Origin of the sequence: Pseudomonas canadensis (genome assembly GCF_000503215.1) — a bacterium.
GTDB lineage: Bacteria > Pseudomonadota > Gammaproteobacteria > Pseudomonadales > Pseudomonadaceae > Aquipseudomonas > Aquipseudomonas canadensis.
In genome coordinates, this window is sequence record NZ_AYTD01000004.1 from 68,005 (window position 1) to 81,433 (window position 13,429).

18 protein-coding genes are annotated in these 13,429 nt (G+C 62.8%); 15 read left to right on the forward strand and 3 right to left on the reverse strand.

Annotation, left to right across the window (positions count from 1 at the left end; genetic code table 11):
* Together U367_RS0103040 and fliK are read right to left on the reverse strand one after the other, a co-directional pair.
* Positions 1–330, reverse strand: coding sequence for an EscU/YscU/HrcU family type III secretion system export apparatus switch protein (locus tag U367_RS0103040; protein ID WP_028615680.1), 330 nt, complete (start codon positions 328–330; stop codon positions 1–3).
* Positions 327–1,904, reverse strand: a complete 1,578-nt coding sequence (gene fliK, locus U367_RS0103045; protein WP_028615681.1) for a flagellar hook-length control protein FliK — start codon at positions 1,902–1,904, stop codon at positions 327–329. The genes U367_RS0103040 and fliK overlap by 4 nt, the downstream gene beginning before the upstream one ends.
* A 200-nt stretch (positions 1,905–2,104) precedes the next feature.
* On the opposite strand from fliK, the gene ccmA reads away from it, so the two are divergent.
* From ccmA to phnP, 13 genes are all read left to right on the forward strand, one after another.
* A complete protein-coding gene (ccmA, locus tag U367_RS0103050) occupies positions 2,105–2,740 on the forward strand; it encodes a cytochrome c biogenesis heme-transporting ATPase CcmA (protein WP_028615682.1) in 636 nt (211 codons plus the stop codon).
* Entirely contained in the window at positions 2,737–3,405 is a 669-nt protein-coding gene (ccmB, locus tag U367_RS0103055) for a heme exporter protein CcmB (protein WP_003189951.1), read from the forward strand. Before ccmA ends, ccmB begins: the two co-directional genes overlap by 4 nt.
* A gap of 83 nt (positions 3,406–3,488) precedes the next feature.
* Entirely contained in the window at positions 3,489–4,244 is a 756-nt protein-coding gene (locus tag U367_RS0103060) for a heme ABC transporter permease (RefSeq protein WP_028615683.1), read from the forward strand.
* The gene (gene ccmD / locus U367_RS0103065; RefSeq protein WP_010211791.1) at positions 4,241–4,417 is read left to right on the forward strand and encodes a heme exporter protein CcmD; all 177 of its coding nucleotides are present in this window, start codon (positions 4,241–4,243) and stop codon (positions 4,415–4,417) included. Before U367_RS0103060 ends, ccmD begins: the two co-directional genes overlap by 4 nt.
* Positions 4,414–4,869, forward strand: coding sequence for a cytochrome c maturation protein CcmE (ccmE, locus tag U367_RS0103070; protein ID WP_028615684.1), 456 nt, complete (start codon positions 4,414–4,416; stop codon positions 4,867–4,869). Before ccmD ends, ccmE begins: the two co-directional genes overlap by 4 nt.
* 3 nt (positions 4,870–4,872) lie before the next feature.
* On the forward strand, positions 4,873–6,861 hold the full coding sequence (locus U367_RS0103075; RefSeq protein ID WP_028615685.1) for a heme lyase CcmF/NrfE family subunit: 1,989 nt from the start codon (positions 4,873–4,875) through the stop codon (positions 6,859–6,861).
* Entirely contained in the window at positions 6,858–7,394 is a 537-nt protein-coding gene (locus U367_RS0103080) for a DsbE family thiol:disulfide interchange protein (protein ID WP_028615686.1), read from the forward strand. The genes U367_RS0103075 and U367_RS0103080 overlap by 4 nt, the downstream gene beginning before the upstream one ends.
* Positions 7,391–7,864, forward strand: a complete 474-nt coding sequence (locus U367_RS0103085; protein WP_028615687.1) for a cytochrome c-type biogenesis protein — start codon at positions 7,391–7,393, stop codon at positions 7,862–7,864. The genes U367_RS0103080 and U367_RS0103085 overlap by 4 nt, the downstream gene beginning before the upstream one ends.
* A complete protein-coding gene (ccmI, locus tag U367_RS0103090; RefSeq protein WP_028615688.1) occupies positions 7,857–9,044 on the forward strand; it encodes a c-type cytochrome biogenesis protein CcmI in 1,188 nt (395 codons plus the stop codon). Before U367_RS0103085 ends, ccmI begins: the two co-directional genes overlap by 8 nt.
* Before the next feature lie 14 nt (positions 9,045–9,058).
* Positions 9,059–9,454 carry a hypothetical protein gene (locus U367_RS0103095; protein WP_028615689.1) on the forward strand — a complete coding sequence of 132 codons (396 nt, stop codon included), beginning with the start codon at positions 9,059–9,061 and terminating at the stop codon, positions 9,452–9,454.
* A 92-nt stretch (positions 9,455–9,546) separates the two neighbouring features.
* Entirely contained in the window at positions 9,547–10,323 is a 777-nt protein-coding gene (locus tag U367_RS0103100) for an alpha-D-ribose 1-methylphosphonate 5-triphosphate diphosphatase (protein WP_084651047.1), read from the forward strand.
* Positions 10,323–10,895 carry a phosphonate metabolism protein/1,5-bisphosphokinase (PRPP-forming) PhnN gene (gene phnN, locus U367_RS0103105; RefSeq protein ID WP_028615691.1) on the forward strand — a complete coding sequence of 191 codons (573 nt, stop codon included), beginning with the start codon at positions 10,323–10,325 and terminating at the stop codon, positions 10,893–10,895. The genes U367_RS0103100 and phnN overlap by 1 nt, the downstream gene beginning before the upstream one ends.
* Positions 10,886–11,635, forward strand: coding sequence for a phosphonate metabolism protein PhnP (phnP, locus tag U367_RS0103110; protein ID WP_028615692.1), 750 nt, complete (start codon positions 10,886–10,888; stop codon positions 11,633–11,635). The genes phnN and phnP overlap by 10 nt, the downstream gene beginning before the upstream one ends.
* Positions 11,636–11,671: 36 nt before the next feature.
* On the opposite strand, the gene U367_RS0103115 is transcribed toward phnP, so the two are convergent.
* Positions 11,672–12,544 (reverse strand): LysR family transcriptional regulator, encoded by an 873-nt coding sequence (locus U367_RS0103115; RefSeq protein WP_028615693.1) that lies wholly within the window; start codon positions 12,542–12,544, stop codon positions 11,672–11,674.
* A gap of 182 nt (positions 12,545–12,726) precedes the next feature.
* On the opposite strand from U367_RS0103115, the gene U367_RS1000000130655 reads away from it, so the two are divergent.
* The gene (locus U367_RS1000000130655) at positions 12,727–12,915 is read left to right on the forward strand and encodes a type II toxin-antitoxin system HicA family toxin (protein ID WP_073859991.1); all 189 of its coding nucleotides are present in this window, start codon (positions 12,727–12,729) and stop codon (positions 12,913–12,915) included.
* Positions 12,916–12,926: 11 nt separating this feature from the next.
* Positions 12,927–13,331: a type II toxin-antitoxin system HicB family antitoxin gene (locus tag U367_RS0103120; RefSeq protein ID WP_028615694.1), complete on the forward strand. Its 405-nt coding sequence runs from the start codon at positions 12,927–12,929 to the stop codon at positions 13,329–13,331.
* Positions 13,332–13,429: the final 98 nt, after the last annotated feature.

Consider the following 13,429-nt stretch of genomic DNA (forward strand, 5'->3'; position numbering starts at 1 on the left):
TCAGTAGTCATCCCCGCGTTCGGTCACGTCGCGCTCTACCGGCGCGGCGTGCGGGTCATACCCTACCGGGAACTTGCCCTTCAGCGTCCAGGCAAACGCAATGATCTCGGCAATCGTGCGGTACAGCTCTTCCGGGATACTGTCGCCCAGCTCCATCCGCGCCAGCAGCTTCACCAGCTCGGCGTTTTCATAGATCGGCACTTCATTTTCCCGCGCCAGCTTCAGGATGGCTTCGGCCAGGGCATCGTCGCCCTTGGCGGTCAGGGTCGGCGCCTGCTGGCCGTCGTACTTGAGGGCAATCGCCTGGCGCGGTGGGTTGGCGTTTTTCATGCAGTTTCATCCACCCAGCGTTGCTCCAGTCCGGTCTTCGGCCCGCGCGGCGGCGTGCCGAGGTGGCAATCGAGGTCGCCGACATTGATGCCCGATGTCACCAGGCGCTCGCGCAAGCTGCCCAAGTGACTCTCGATCAAACTGGCGGTGAACGGCCGCGAGGCCCATAGCTGGCTGGACAGTTTGCCCTGGCTTAATTGCGCCTGCACCTGCAGCGGCCCCAGCGGCTCCATGTCGAAAGCCAGTTCGACGCGCCAGAGCATCTGCTTGGCGTCCTTTTTCTCTTTGCGCTCAGGCTGATCCTTGTCCGGCGCCGGCTCTTCGCGCTGGAACTTGACCTGCAACGGCACGATGTCTTGCAACGTGCGCATGGGGATCTCCAACTGCCAGGTGGTTTGCAGGCGGCCATCAGCGGTGGTGCCGGTCTGTTCCAGGCTCGACAGCTGATGGCTCTGCAACCGCGAGATGGCACCAGCGGCCAGGCGCAGCAGGTTTTCCAGGTCGCCTTCGCCTTCCAGTTTCGCCATCAGCCGCTCGGGCAGCGGGAAGCCTGCGGGTATCTGTCGGGCGCTGACCTGGCCGAGGGTGCTCAAAGGGCTGCGCACGAAGTTGGGCAGCACTTGGGCCAGGGTGTTGGCAGCGAGGATGGCATTGATGTTGGTGCTGGCGGGCAGGGCCGGCAGCAAGTCGGCGACCAGGCGCAGCAAGGCGCCTTTCATGTCCAGCGGTGGGATTTGCGGGTTTTGCCCGGCGAGTAGCTTGGCTTCCAGAAAGGCACCGCTGTTCTGGATGACTTGCGCCAATACCTTGGGATTGCTGACCTGCGCCAGGTCGGGCAGGGCAGCGAGTAAACGCTCGGCGGCGCCGCGCAGCTCGGCGGAAGTACTGTCGCCGCGTGGCAGGTTCTGCAGCGCAGTGAAGACGGCATCCAGCGAGCCCTGGCGACTTTGCTGGGTCGACAGTTGTTGGGTGACGGCCAACTGATCCTTGAGTCCGCTCAACGGCACAAAGCTTAAAGTCTGCGCGTTCTGTACCACGGCACTGAGCAGGCTGCCGACGCGCAACGGCTGCGGGCTCTCCACGGTCAGGGTCGCGCCGGTCAGTGCGCTGTTGAGCACGGTCACCAGCGAGCGATAGATCGCCGGTTGCGCCGTGCCCTGGGGCAACATCTGGGTGGTCAGCACCTTGGCCTGAAGCAGCGTGCCCACCGGCATCTCGTTCGTGTCGATGCGGGTGAGGGCGGCGACATTGGCGCTCAAGGCCTGTTGCAGGCTGAGGGTCAGGTTGCCGGTGGGCGTCTGGCTCACCGCCACATTGCTGCCCAACGGCAGCGGCTGTGGGCTGCTGGCCTGCACCAGCGTCTGACGGCCGCCTTCAAGGGTCAACTTGAGCAGCAACTGAAAGGCTTCACCGCCTTGTTTCAGGGCGATGACTTCGGCGTTCGCGGTTTTCCCAGGGTCGATCAGGCCGATCTGCGGCTCCAGCAGTTTCAGCAACTCGCCGGCCGCAGGCGCAGGGCCGGGCCCGGCTGCCGGGGCGGGTGGAAGCGTAGGAAGGTTGATCTCACCGGTCATCGCGCGCATGGTCTCTGGGGAAATTGCCCTCTTTAGAGTAGGGCATCACATGTATAATGCCGCCCGTCTGCAAAGAGAGCGGTAAAAACCTCACAACTATTTGATCCAGCTCTCTAAAATCGGTCGCCAAAGCCGTTATTGTGCATTTCTCTTTAACGGCCGCTGCACCGCCGACTTGAACCGTAAAGGCCCGCGATCTTTTGACCAGCCCTCTTCTTGAAGCCGTAGCGCTCTCCTGTGAACGCGACCTGCGCCTGCTGTTCGAGCACCTCGAACTGCGGCTGGCGGGCGGCGACATGGTGCAGGTCAGCGGCCCCAACGGCAGCGGCAAGACCAGTTTGCTGCGCCTGTTGGCCGGGCTGATGCAGCCGACGGCAGGCGAAGTTCGGCTCAATGGCAAGCCCCTCCACGAACAACATACCGAACTTGCGCGCAACTTGATCTGGATCGGCCACGCCGCCGGCATCAAGGACGTGCTCACCGCCGAAGAAAACCTCAGCTGGCTCAGCGCCCTGCATCATCGCGCGTCGCGCGACGCCATTTGGCAGGCTCTGTCCGCTGTCGGCCTCAAGGGTTTTGAAGACGTTCCCTGCCACACCTTGTCCGCCGGCCAGCAGCGCCGCGTGGCCCTGGCGCGTCTGTACCTGCCGGGCCCGCCGCTGTGGATTCTCGACGAACCGTTCACCGCTCTCGACAAACAAGGCGTGGCTCAGTTGGAAGAACACCTGGCCCGACATTGCGAGCGGGGCGGTCTGGTCGTTCTCACGACCCACCACACGTTGGCGCGTATGCCCGCCGGCTACCGTGATCTTGACCTGGGGCGGTGGTCGGCATGAGTGTATTCGCCCTGTTAGTCGCTCGTGAAGCGCGCCTGCTCTGCCGTCGCCCGGCTGAACTGGCCAACCCGCTGGTGTTCTTCGCGATTGTCATCGCGCTGTTCCCGTTGGCGGTCGGCCCCGAGACTAAACTGTTGCAAACCTTGTCCCCAGGACTGGTGTGGGTGGCTGCGCTTTTATCGGTCCTGCTCTCGCTGGACGGGCTGTTTCGCAGTGATTTTGAAGACGGTTCCCTGGAACAGTGGGTCCTTTCGTCGCACCCTCTGCCACTTCTGGTACTGGCCAAGGTACTGGCACACTGGGCTTTTTCCGGCTTGGCGCTAGTCTTGCTCTCGCCACTGCTGGCGATGATGCTGGGCTTGCCCGTCGAATGCCTGCCGGTGTTGCTCCTGTCCTTGTTGCTCGGTACGCCGGTGCTCAGCCTGTTGGGGGCGGTGGGCGCAGCGTTGACCGTGGGCTTGAAGCGGGGTGGCCTGTTACTGGCCCTGTTGATTCTGCCTCTGTATATCCCGGTGTTGATCCTGGGCAGCGGTGCTTTGCAGGCCGCGCTCATGGGCATGCCGGCGACCGGTTACCTCTTGTGGCTTGGTAGCCTGACCGCCCTGGCGGTAACCCTGACACCCTTTGCTATAGCGGCCGGCCTGAAGATCAGCGTCGGCGAATAATGAGGTCTGGTTAAGCGTTGTCTTAACCAGTAAAGACCCTAAGCTTTTCGCAACGACGAAAAGCTACCGTGATGGAAACAGCAATGAACTGGACCTGGTTTCACAAGCTCGGCTCGCCCAAATGGTTCTATGGCATCAGCGGCAAGCTGCTGCCGTGGTTGAGCGTCGCCGCCGTGTTGCTGATTGGCATCGGCCTGGTCTGGGGCCTGGCCTTCGCGCCGCCGGATTACCAGCAAGGCAACAGCTTTCGCATCATCTATATCCACGTTCCCGCCGCGATGCTGGCCCAGTCCTGCTACGTGATGCTGGCGGTGTGCGGCATCGTCGGCCTGGTGTGGAAGATGAAGCTCGCGGACGTGGCCCTGCAATGCGCCGCGCCCATCGGTGCGTGGATGACCGCCGTGGCGCTGGTCACCGGTGCGATCTGGGGCAAACCCACCTGGGGCTCGTGGTGGGTGTGGGATGCACGACTAACGTCCATGTTGATCCTGCTGTTCCTGTACTTCGGTCTGATTGCCCTGGGCAACGCGATCAGCAATCGTGACAGCGCGGCCAAGGCTTGCGCGGTGCTGGCGATTGTCGGCGTGATCAACATCCCGATCATCAAATACTCGGTGGAGTGGTGGAATACCCTGCACCAGGGCGCCACCTTCACCCTCACCGAAAAACCGGCGATGCCGGTAGAGATGTGGGCGCCGCTGCTATTGATGGTGCTGGGGTTCTACTGCTTCTTCGGCGCGGTGCTGCTGATGCGCATGCGCCTCGAAGTGCTCAAGCGTGAAGCCCGCGCCAGCTGGGTCAAGGCCGAAGTGCAAAACAGCCTGGGAGCGCGCGCATGAGTTTTGCTTCTTTCAGCGAGTTTCTCGCCATGGGCCATCACGGCCTCTATGTCTGGACGGCCTATGGCATCTGCCTGGCGGTGCTGGCCCTCAACGTCGCCGCGCCGATCCTGGCCCGCAAGCGTTACCTGCAACAAGAGGCGCGTCGTCTGCGCCGGGAGACCGATAAGTGAATCCGCTGCGTAGAAAGCGTCTGTTGATCATCCTTGCCATCCTGGCCGGCGTTGGCATTGCCGTGGCCCTGGCCTTGAGTGCTCTGCAGCAGAACATCAACCTGTTCTACACCCCGACCCAGATCGCCAATGGCGAAGCCCCTGTCGATACACGGATTCGCGCCGGCGGCATGGTGGAGCAAGGCTCGCTGAAGCGTTCCGGTGATTCCCTCGACGTGACCTTCGTTGTCACCGACTTCAACAAAGCCGTGACCATCACCTATCGCGGCATCCTCCCGGACTTGTTCCGCGAAGGCCAAGGTATCGTCGCCCTGGGCAAGCTCAACGCCGACGGCGTGGTGGTGGCCGATGAAGTGCTGGCCAAGCACGATGAGAAATACATGCCGCCGGAAGTCACCAAGGCCCTGAAAGACAGCGGCCAATCCGCGCCAACGCCTGCCAAGGAGGGCTAAGCCATGACGTCCGCACTGTTTATTCCGGAGCTGGGCCAGTTGGCGATGATCCTCGCCCTGTGCTTTGCCGTCGTCCAGGCCGTGGTGCCGCTGCTCGGCGCCTGGCGCGGCGACCGCCTGTGGATGAGCCTGGCGCAACCGGCGGCCTGGGGCCAATTTGCGTTCCTGTTGTTCGCCTTTGGCTGCCTGACCTACGCCTTCATGACTGACGATTTTTCCGTCGCCTACGTCGCCAATAACTCCAATACCGCTTTGCCCTGGTACTACAAATTCAGCGCCGTGTGGGGCGCCCACGAAGGTTCGCTGCTGCTGTGGGCGCTGATTCTCGGCGGCTGGACCTTTGCCGTGTCGGTGTTCTCGCGCCAACTGCCGCAAGTCATGCTGGCGCGGGTGCTGGCGGTGATGGGCATGATCAGCATCGGCTTCCTGCTGTTCCTGATCATGACGTCCAACCCGTTCAGCCGCATCCTGCCGCAGATTCCTACGGACGGGCATGACCTCAACCCGCTGCTGCAAGACATCGGCCTGATCGTGCACCCGCCGATGCTCTACATGGGTTACGTCGGTTTCTCGGTGGCCTTCGCCTTCGCCATCGCCGCCCTGCTCGGCGGGCGTCTCGATGCGGCCTGGGCGCGCTGGTCGCGACCGTGGACCATCGTCGCCTGGGCGTTCCTCGGGATTGGTATCACGCTTGGCTCCTGGTGGGCTTATTACGAACTCGGCTGGGGCGGCTGGTGGTTTTGGGACCCGGTGGAAAACGCCTCCTTTATGCCATGGCTGGTGGGCACGGCGCTGATTCACTCGCTGGCCGTCACCGAAAAACGTGGCGTGTTCAAAAGCTGGACCGTGTTGCTGGCCATCGCGGCATTTTCCCTCAGCCTGCTTGGCACTTTCCTAGTGCGTTCGGGCGTGCTGACCTCCGTGCATGCGTTCGCCTCCGACCCGGAACGTGGTGTGTTCATCCTGATCTTCCTGCTGTTTGTGGTCGGTGGCTCCCTGACGCTGTTTGCCCTGCGCGCGCCAGTGGTCAAGAGCCAGGTCGGTTTCAACCTGTGGTCGCGGGAAACCCTGTTGCTGGGCAATAACCTGGTGCTGGTAGTGGCCGCGTCGATGATCCTGCTCGGCACGCTGTACCCGTTGGTACTGGATGCCCTGAGCGGCGCCAAACTGTCCGTCGGCCCGCCGTACTTCAACGCGTTGTTCATTCCATTGATGGGCTTGTTGATGGTGGTGATGGCCGTCGGCGTGCTGGTGCGCTGGAAAGACACCCCGGTGAAATGGCTGGCGGGCATGCTGATGCCGGTGCTGCTGGGCAGCGTGGTTTTGGCGGTGTTCGCCGGGTTTGCCTACGGCGACTTCAACTGGGCCGTACTCGCCACCTTCCTGCTCGCCGCCTGGGTATTGCTGGCCGGCGTGCGCGACCTCTTCGACAAGACCCGCCACAAAGGCCTGATCAAAGGCCTGCCAACCCTGACCCGCAGCTACTGGGGCATGCAGATCGCCCATATCGGCATCGCCGTGTGTGCCCTAGGCGTGGTGCTCTCCAGCCAGAACAGCGCCGAGCGCGACCTGCGCCTGGCGCCGGGTGAGTCCATGGACCTGGCCGGTTACCACTTCATCTTCGAGGGTGCCAAGCACTTCGAAGGGCCGAATTTCACGTCGGACAAAGGCACGGTGCGCGTCGTCCGTAACGGTAAGGAAATCGCTGTGCTGCACCCGGAAAAACGCCTGTACACCGTGCAGAGTTCGATGATGACCGAAGCCGGCATCGACGCCGGTTTCACCCGCGACCTGTATGTGGCGTTGGGCGAACCCTTGGGCGACGGCGCCTGGGCCGTGCGCGTGCACGTCAAACCGTTCGTTCGTTGGATCTGGTTCGGCGGCCTGCTCACCGGTTTCGGTGGTTTGCTGGCCGCGCTGGACCGGCGTTATCGGGTCAAGGTCAAGAGCCGGGTGCGTGAAGCGCTGGGCCTGCAAGGAGCGGCGGTATGAAGCGTTGGTTGATGGTTGTGCCGCTGGCGATGTTTCTGCTGGTGGCCGTGTTCCTTTACCGCGGTCTGTACCTGGACCCGGCCGAGCTGCCTTCGGCGATGATCGGCAAACCGTTCCCAGCGTTTTCGTTGCCGACCGTGCAGGGCGATAAAACCCTTACCCAGGCCGACCTGCTGGGCAAACCGGCACTGGTCAACGTGTGGGGCACCTGGTGCATCTCCTGCCGCGTCGAACACCCGGTGCTGAATAAGCTCGCTGAGAAGGGCGTAGTGATCTACGGCATCAACTACAAGGACGACAATGCGGCGGCCTTGAAGTGGCTGGCCGAGTTCCACAACCCGTACCAGCTGGATATCCGTGATGAAGACGGCAACCTCGGCCTGAACCTCGGCGTCTATGGCGCCCCGGAAACCTTCTTCATCGATGCCAAAGGCGTGATCCGCGACAAGTACGTCGGCGTGATCGACGAGGTGGTGTGGCGCGAGCAACTGGCCGCCAAGTACCAGGCGCTGGTCGATGAGGCCAAGCCATGAAGCGTCTGTTAGCCGCTGCGGTGCTGGCGCTTGGACTGGTCGGCGTCGCCCACGCCGCCATCGACACCTACGAATTCGCCAAGGACGGTGACCGCGAGCGCTTTCGCGAATTGACCAAGGAACTGCGCTGCCCCAAGTGCCAGAACCAGGACATCGCCGACTCCAACGCACCCATCGCCGCCGACCTGCGCAAAGAGATTTTCCGCATGCTGGGGGAGGGCAAGGACAACCAGCAGATCATCGACTTCATGGTCGACCGCTACGGTGATTTCGTGCGCTACAAACCGGCCCTCACCGGCAAGACCGCGCTGCTGTGGTTCGGCCCTGCCGGACTGTTGTTGGCGGGCGTGGTGGTGATGGCGGTGATCGTGCGCCGCCGCCGCGCCGCGCCGACTGACGGTTCCGACGCGCTGTCCTTAGATGAGCGTAAACGCCTCGACCAATTGCTGGACACCAAGACTGATGATTGATTTCTGGCTCGCAGCCGGTTTGCTGCTTCTGATTGCCCTGAGTTTCCTGCTGATCCCTATACTGCGCGGCCGTCGTGCCCAGCGTGAAGAGGATCGCACCGCGCTGAACGTTGCGCTCTACCAAGAACGAGTGGCCGAGTTGCAAGTGCAGCAGGACGAAGGCGTGCTCAACGCCGCTCAACTCGACACGGGCCGAGCCGAAGCCGCCCGCGAATTGCTGGCCGACACCGAAGGCGTGGAAAAAACCCGCGAATCGCGCCTGGGCAAGCCATTGCCATTTTTGGCGGCGTTTTTGGTGCCTGTCCTGGGCGTTGCGCTGTACCTGCATTACGGCGCCAGCGACAAGGTTGAATTGACCCGCGAATTCTCCCAGCCGCCAGTGTCTATGGAAGACATGACCCAGCGCCTGGAGCGCGCCGCCGCCGCCCAGCCGGACTCGGCGGAAGGCCTGTACTTCCTCGGTCGCGCCTACATGGCCCAGGACCGTTCCGCCGATGCGGCCAAAGTCTTCGAACGCACCGTAGCGCTGGCCGGACGCCAGCCGGAACTGCTCGGCCAGTGGGCCCAGGCGCAATACTTTGCCGACAATAAACAGTGGTCGCCCAAGGTTCAGGCGCTGACCGATGAAGCGTTGAAGCTGGATCCGAAGGAAGTCACCAGCCTTGGTCTGCTCGGTATCGCGGCGTTTGAAGGCCAGCGTTATCAGGAAGCGATCGACTACTGGAACCGGCTGTTGGCGCAACTGCCACCGGAAGACAATTCCCGTGCAGCCCTGCAAGGTGGCATTGATCGTGCAGCTGAGAAGCTGAAAGAAAACGGCGGCACCGTCGCCCCTCAAAAAGCCGCGATGAAAGTTCGGGTGGATCTGAGCGCCGACGTGAAGGCCAAAGCCCTGCCCACTGACAGCGTATTCATCTTCGCCCGCGCGGTCTCCGGCCCACCGGCGCCATTGGCGGCCAAGCGCGTCACCGTCGCCGAGCTGCCGATCACCGTCGAACTCGGCGATGCCGACGCGATGATGCCGCAATTGAAACTGTCCAACTTCCCCGAAGTCCAACTGGTTGCGCGCATATCCCGGGCTGGTGTTCCGACCGCTGGCGAATGGATCGGCCGCAGCCAACCCTTGGCCAGCAGCACCACTGCCGTGCAGCAGCTGACCATCGACAGTCCGGACAAGTAATCGAGGAAACGCCTATGACCGCATTTGCACGCATCACCTTGCTCAGCCTGGTACTTGGCCTGAGCGCTTGTGCGGTCCACCGCCCACCTCCCGCGCCCACCGGCCCGACCATTCCTCCGTCAGGCCCGTCGACCCAGCCGAGCACCAAGCCCTCGGGCCCGGTGACTCCAGCGCCGAAACCCGTGCCGACCAAATCGCCGACCTTCGCCCCACCACCGGGCGCTGCCAGCCACTGGGACGGCAAGATGCAGGTGTATGTGCTGGAAGAACAGCCCGACACCTTTTACCGCCAGCGCACGTATTACCGCTGGAGCAACGGTTGGAGCCGCTCGATCAGCCCGAACGGGCCGTGGGAAGAGACCGACGTGCAAGGCGTGCCGCCGGGACTGAGCAAGCAATACGCACAATGACAAAAGGCGACCTTAGGGTCGCCTTTTTCATGCCTGTGAAACACGTTCTCCAATCCAATGAAGATCACCTGTGGGAGCCGGGCTTGCCCGCGATGGCGGCGTGTCAGGCACCGAATCTGCGCGACGGCAAGATCGTCGACCTCGCCGAAGGCCGTAGCCAGTTGCTCCAGGCCCAAGACCTGGGCGGCGATTTCCTCTTGCCGGGCCTGGTGGAGCTGCACACCGACAACCTGGAAAAACACATGACCCCGCGCCCCGGCGTGGACTGGCCGTCGACCTCGGCCGTGCTCAGCCACGATGCGCAGATCATCGCAGCGGGCATCACCACGGTGCTCGATGCCAACTCCCTGGCGTACAGCGACCGTTATCGCGCCGCCATCGTCGAGCATTGCCTGGCGCGCGGCCTGTCCGTCGCCAGCCACGACGATGCGACATTGGCCCATGTGCAAGAGTCGGCGCGCTACGGCATGACCATCGCCGAACTCCCCACTACCCTGGAAGCGGCGAAGGGCTGCCAGGCGCTGGACATGAAAGTGTTGATGGGCGCGCCGAACGTGGTGCGCGGCGGGTCGCACTCAGGTAATGTGGCCGCCGCCGGCCTGGCGGCCGAGGGATTGCTGGATATACTTTCCAGCGACTATTACCCGGCCAGCCTCTTGCAGGCAGCCTTCGTGCTGGCGGACCAGCAGGACGACGGCGACCTGTCGCGAGCGGTCAAGATGATCAGCCTGGCGCCAGCAAAAGCTGCCGGCCTGGGCGATCGCGGCGAAATCGCCATCGGCCTGCGTGCCGACCTGGTCCAGGCCCGCAGCCGCGAAGGGCTGCCTGTGGTGCAACAAGTATGGCGACAAGCGAAGAGGGTGTTTTGATGGCAGGCAGGTTGATCTATCTCATCGGGCCCTCCGGCTCGGGCAAGGACAGCCTGCTGGATGCTGCACGCCCACGCCTGGCCGAGCGCGGTTGCCGCGTCGTGCGCCGCGTTATCACCCGCTCGGCGGAAGCGGTGGGCGAGGCGGCGCAAGGGGTCAGCCCGGAGCAGTTCGCCGCGCTGCAGGCCGAGGGTGCATTTGCCCTCAGCTGGCAGGCGAATGGCTTGTCGTATGGCATTCCCAAGGAGATCGACGAGTGGCTGGCGGCGGGGGACGACGTGCTGGTCAACGGTTCGCGCGCGCACCTGGCACAGACGCGCGCGCGTTATCCGACGTCGCTGGTGTTGCTGTTGACGGTAGATCAGGCGGTGTTGCGCCAGCGTTTGATCGCACGCGGGCGTGAGGCCCTGGCGGATATCGAGGAGCGTCTGGCACGCAATACGCGGTTCACCGCTGAGTTGATCGCGGGGCATGGGGCGGGGTTGTTCATACTGGACAACTCCGGGCCGCTGGAACATACGGTCGAACGCCTGTTGTGCTGCCTCGACCACGGGCACTCGGCATGCGCCTGACGCTGCTCGGCACCGGTGACGCGCGGCAAGTCCCGGTGTACGGCTGCGAATGCCCCGCGTGCGGTCTGGCGCACAGCGACGAAAGCCTGCGCCGCCGCCCGTGCAGTGCACTGATCGAATGCGGCGACCAGCGCTGGCTGATCGACAGCGGTTTGCCCGACCTCACCGAACGCTTCCCGCCGCGCAGCTTCAACGGGATTTTCCAGACCCACTACCACGCCGATCATGCCCAGGGTTTGCTGCACCTGCGCTGGGGGCACGGGTGGGTGATTCCGGTGCACGGCCCAGCGGATCCGGAGGGGTTGTCGGACTTGTACAAGCATCCGGGCATCCTGGATTTCAGCCAGCCCTTTGCCGAGTTTGAAACACGCCAATTTGGCGAGTTGAGCGTCACAGCGTTGCCGTTGCAGCATTCCAAGCTAACCCTGGGCTACCTGCTGGAAGGCGAGGGGCGACGCATCGCCTACCTCACCGACACCGTCGGCCTGCCACCGAAGACCCTGGCCTGGTTGCAACGCGAACCGCTGGACGTGCTGGTGCTGGATTGCTCCATGCCGCCGCAGCCGCAAGCGCCGCGAAATCACAATGACCTGACGCTGGCGTTGCAGAGCATTGAGGAAACCGGTGCGCAATTGGGGGTCCTGACCCATGTGGGGCATACGTTGGATGCGTGGTTGCTGGAGCATCGCCACGCGTTGCCACGGCATGTCACGGTCGGCCGGGATGGCCGGATCATCTGAACACCCTCCAACCCCGCAGGAGCCGGCTTGCCGGCGCTACACCATTAAACCTTCAACGTATTCGATAAACGCCTTGGCACTCGGCATTCGACCCGTCGGTAATACCGCCCAGAGATCCTTCGGCGGGAGTTCCCAGTCGGTCAACACGGCCTTCACCTCACCCCTGGCCAATTCCGGGCCGAACATCCATTCGGACGTCATCGCCAGGCCGTGGTGGGCGAGCACGCCAGCGCGCAAGCCTTCGGAAGAAGTGACGCGCAAGCGCCCGCGAGCAGCTATGGCCTGCTCGTGAGGGCCTTGTTTGAAGGGCCAGAGCGGGCTCTCCCCGAGGCTGTAGATCACGGCCTGGTGGTTGAGGATATCCGCCGGGCTTTGTGGCTCGCCGAAACGTTCGAAGTAGGCTGGTGTGCCGAACACCCGGCTTGGGCTTTGGCCAAGCCGGCGAGCAGTGAGACCGGAATCACTCAAGTTGCCGATACGCAAGGCGACGTCGATGCCGTCTTCAACCAGGTTGAGGATGCGGTCGTCGAGCAACACGTCGATGTTCAGGCCAGGGTGCTGGTCAAGGAAGGGTCCCAGGTTGGGAATGATCCGCATACGGGAGAATGTCACGCCGGCGCTGACCCGCAGGTTGCCCGTTAATCCTGCGCCCGCTCCCCGGGCGGCCTCGTCAGCTTCGTCGGCTTCGAAAATCGCGCTCTTGGCTTTTTCGAAAAACGCCAGGCCTGCCTCGGTGGGCGTCAGACCCCTGGTCGAACGCAGCACCAACCGCACGGCCAGGCGTGCTTCCAATTGCGCGATGCTTTTGGACACGGCGGGTTGGCCGATGCCCAGGCGCTTGGCAGCGGCCGAGAAGGAGCCGGTCTCCACGACGTGAACGAAGGTTTCCATGGCAGTGAGACGGTCCATCGGGTGTTCCTGTTGGCTGGGCGGCGCTCAAGCCTAAGGCGATGGGCTGCCGGTGTCATGCGTTTCCCGTGTTGTACTTTCAATATTCAGTAAAACAGCCGTCAGTCAGGGGTGTGAATTTTGTGCTTGAGTAAAGATAACTCTAGGGTTACTTTTATTCAGGCCAAGCCAAGGAGGCTCGGGTGCAAAGCAGGTTATTGATCAAGGAACTGCAAGAGGCAGGTTGGGTGCTGGATCGGGTCACGGGAAGTCATCATATTTTTACTCATCGCTATAGCCCGTACACCCTTCCAGTGCCCCATCCAAAGAAAGACTTGCCGCTGGGCACCGTCAGAAGCATCAGGAAACGCGCCGGCTTGTTTCAGTTTTAAGGAGAACACTCATGCAATACCCAATCTGTATCGAATGGGGCGATGACTTCACCGCCACCGGTATCCAGATCCCCGATATCCCAGGCGCAGTCACCGCCGGGGACAGTTTTGAAGAGGCCTACAACGCCGCAGTCGAAGTCGCGCACATCATGCTTCAAGAGATTGCCGCAGAAGGCGGGACGATTCCGATGCCGACGTCGGTGGCCAACCATCACGCGCACGAGGACTACGCTGGCATGGGCTGGGGGATGTTGGAGCTGGACATCTCGCCCTACTTGGGCAAGACCGAGAAGGTCAATGTGACCTTGCCCGGTTACGTCATCCAGCGCATCGACCGGTATGTGCGTGAGCACAAGGTCAAGAGCCGCTCCTCCTTCCTGGCGGATGCCGCGCTGGAGAAGCTGGTGCGGTCCTGAGGGAGCGTTAAGGGATATGTCCTGACCGTTGGGAAAATCGCGTAGTTGAGCGAGAGGTGCTGTTTTAGATTTTGTTTTTCTCTCGTCAAAACAACGCG

Excerpts from the sequence above, each read along its gene's own strand:
- U367_RS0103040 (WP_028615680.1), bottom strand. The coding sequence starts at position 330 with ATGAAAAACGCCAACCCACCGCGCCAGGCGATTGCCCTCAAGTACGAC.
- fliK (WP_028615681.1), bottom strand. The coding sequence starts at position 1,904 with ATGACCGGTGAGATCAACCTTCCTACGCTTCCACCCGCCCCGGCAGCC.
- ccmB (WP_003189951.1), top strand. The coding sequence starts at position 2,737 with ATGAGTGTATTCGCCCTGTTAGTCGCTCGTGAAGCGCGCCTGCTCTGC.
- U367_RS0103060 (WP_028615683.1), top strand. The coding sequence starts at position 3,489 with ATGAACTGGACCTGGTTTCACAAGCTCGGCTCGCCCAAATGGTTCTAT.
- ccmD (WP_010211791.1), top strand. The coding sequence starts at position 4,241 with ATGAGTTTTGCTTCTTTCAGCGAGTTTCTCGCCATGGGCCATCACGGC.
- U367_RS0103075 (WP_028615685.1), top strand. The coding sequence starts at position 4,873 with ATGACGTCCGCACTGTTTATTCCGGAGCTGGGCCAGTTGGCGATGATC.
- U367_RS0103080 (WP_028615686.1), top strand. The coding sequence starts at position 6,858 with ATGAAGCGTTGGTTGATGGTTGTGCCGCTGGCGATGTTTCTGCTGGTG.
- U367_RS0103085 (WP_028615687.1), top strand. The coding sequence starts at position 7,391 with ATGAAGCGTCTGTTAGCCGCTGCGGTGCTGGCGCTTGGACTGGTCGGC.
- ccmI (WP_028615688.1), top strand. The coding sequence starts at position 7,857 with ATGATTGATTTCTGGCTCGCAGCCGGTTTGCTGCTTCTGATTGCCCTG.
- U367_RS0103095 (WP_028615689.1), top strand. The coding sequence starts at position 9,059 with ATGACCGCATTTGCACGCATCACCTTGCTCAGCCTGGTACTTGGCCTG.
- U367_RS0103100 (WP_084651047.1), top strand. The coding sequence starts at position 9,547 with ATGGCGGCGTGTCAGGCACCGAATCTGCGCGACGGCAAGATCGTCGAC.
- phnN (WP_028615691.1), top strand. The coding sequence starts at position 10,323 with ATGGCAGGCAGGTTGATCTATCTCATCGGGCCCTCCGGCTCGGGCAAG.
- phnP (WP_028615692.1), top strand. The coding sequence starts at position 10,886 with ATGCGCCTGACGCTGCTCGGCACCGGTGACGCGCGGCAAGTCCCGGTG.
- U367_RS0103115 (WP_028615693.1), bottom strand. The coding sequence starts at position 12,544 with ATGGACCGTCTCACTGCCATGGAAACCTTCGTTCACGTCGTGGAGACC.
- U367_RS0103120 (WP_028615694.1), top strand. The coding sequence starts at position 12,927 with ATGCAATACCCAATCTGTATCGAATGGGGCGATGACTTCACCGCCACC.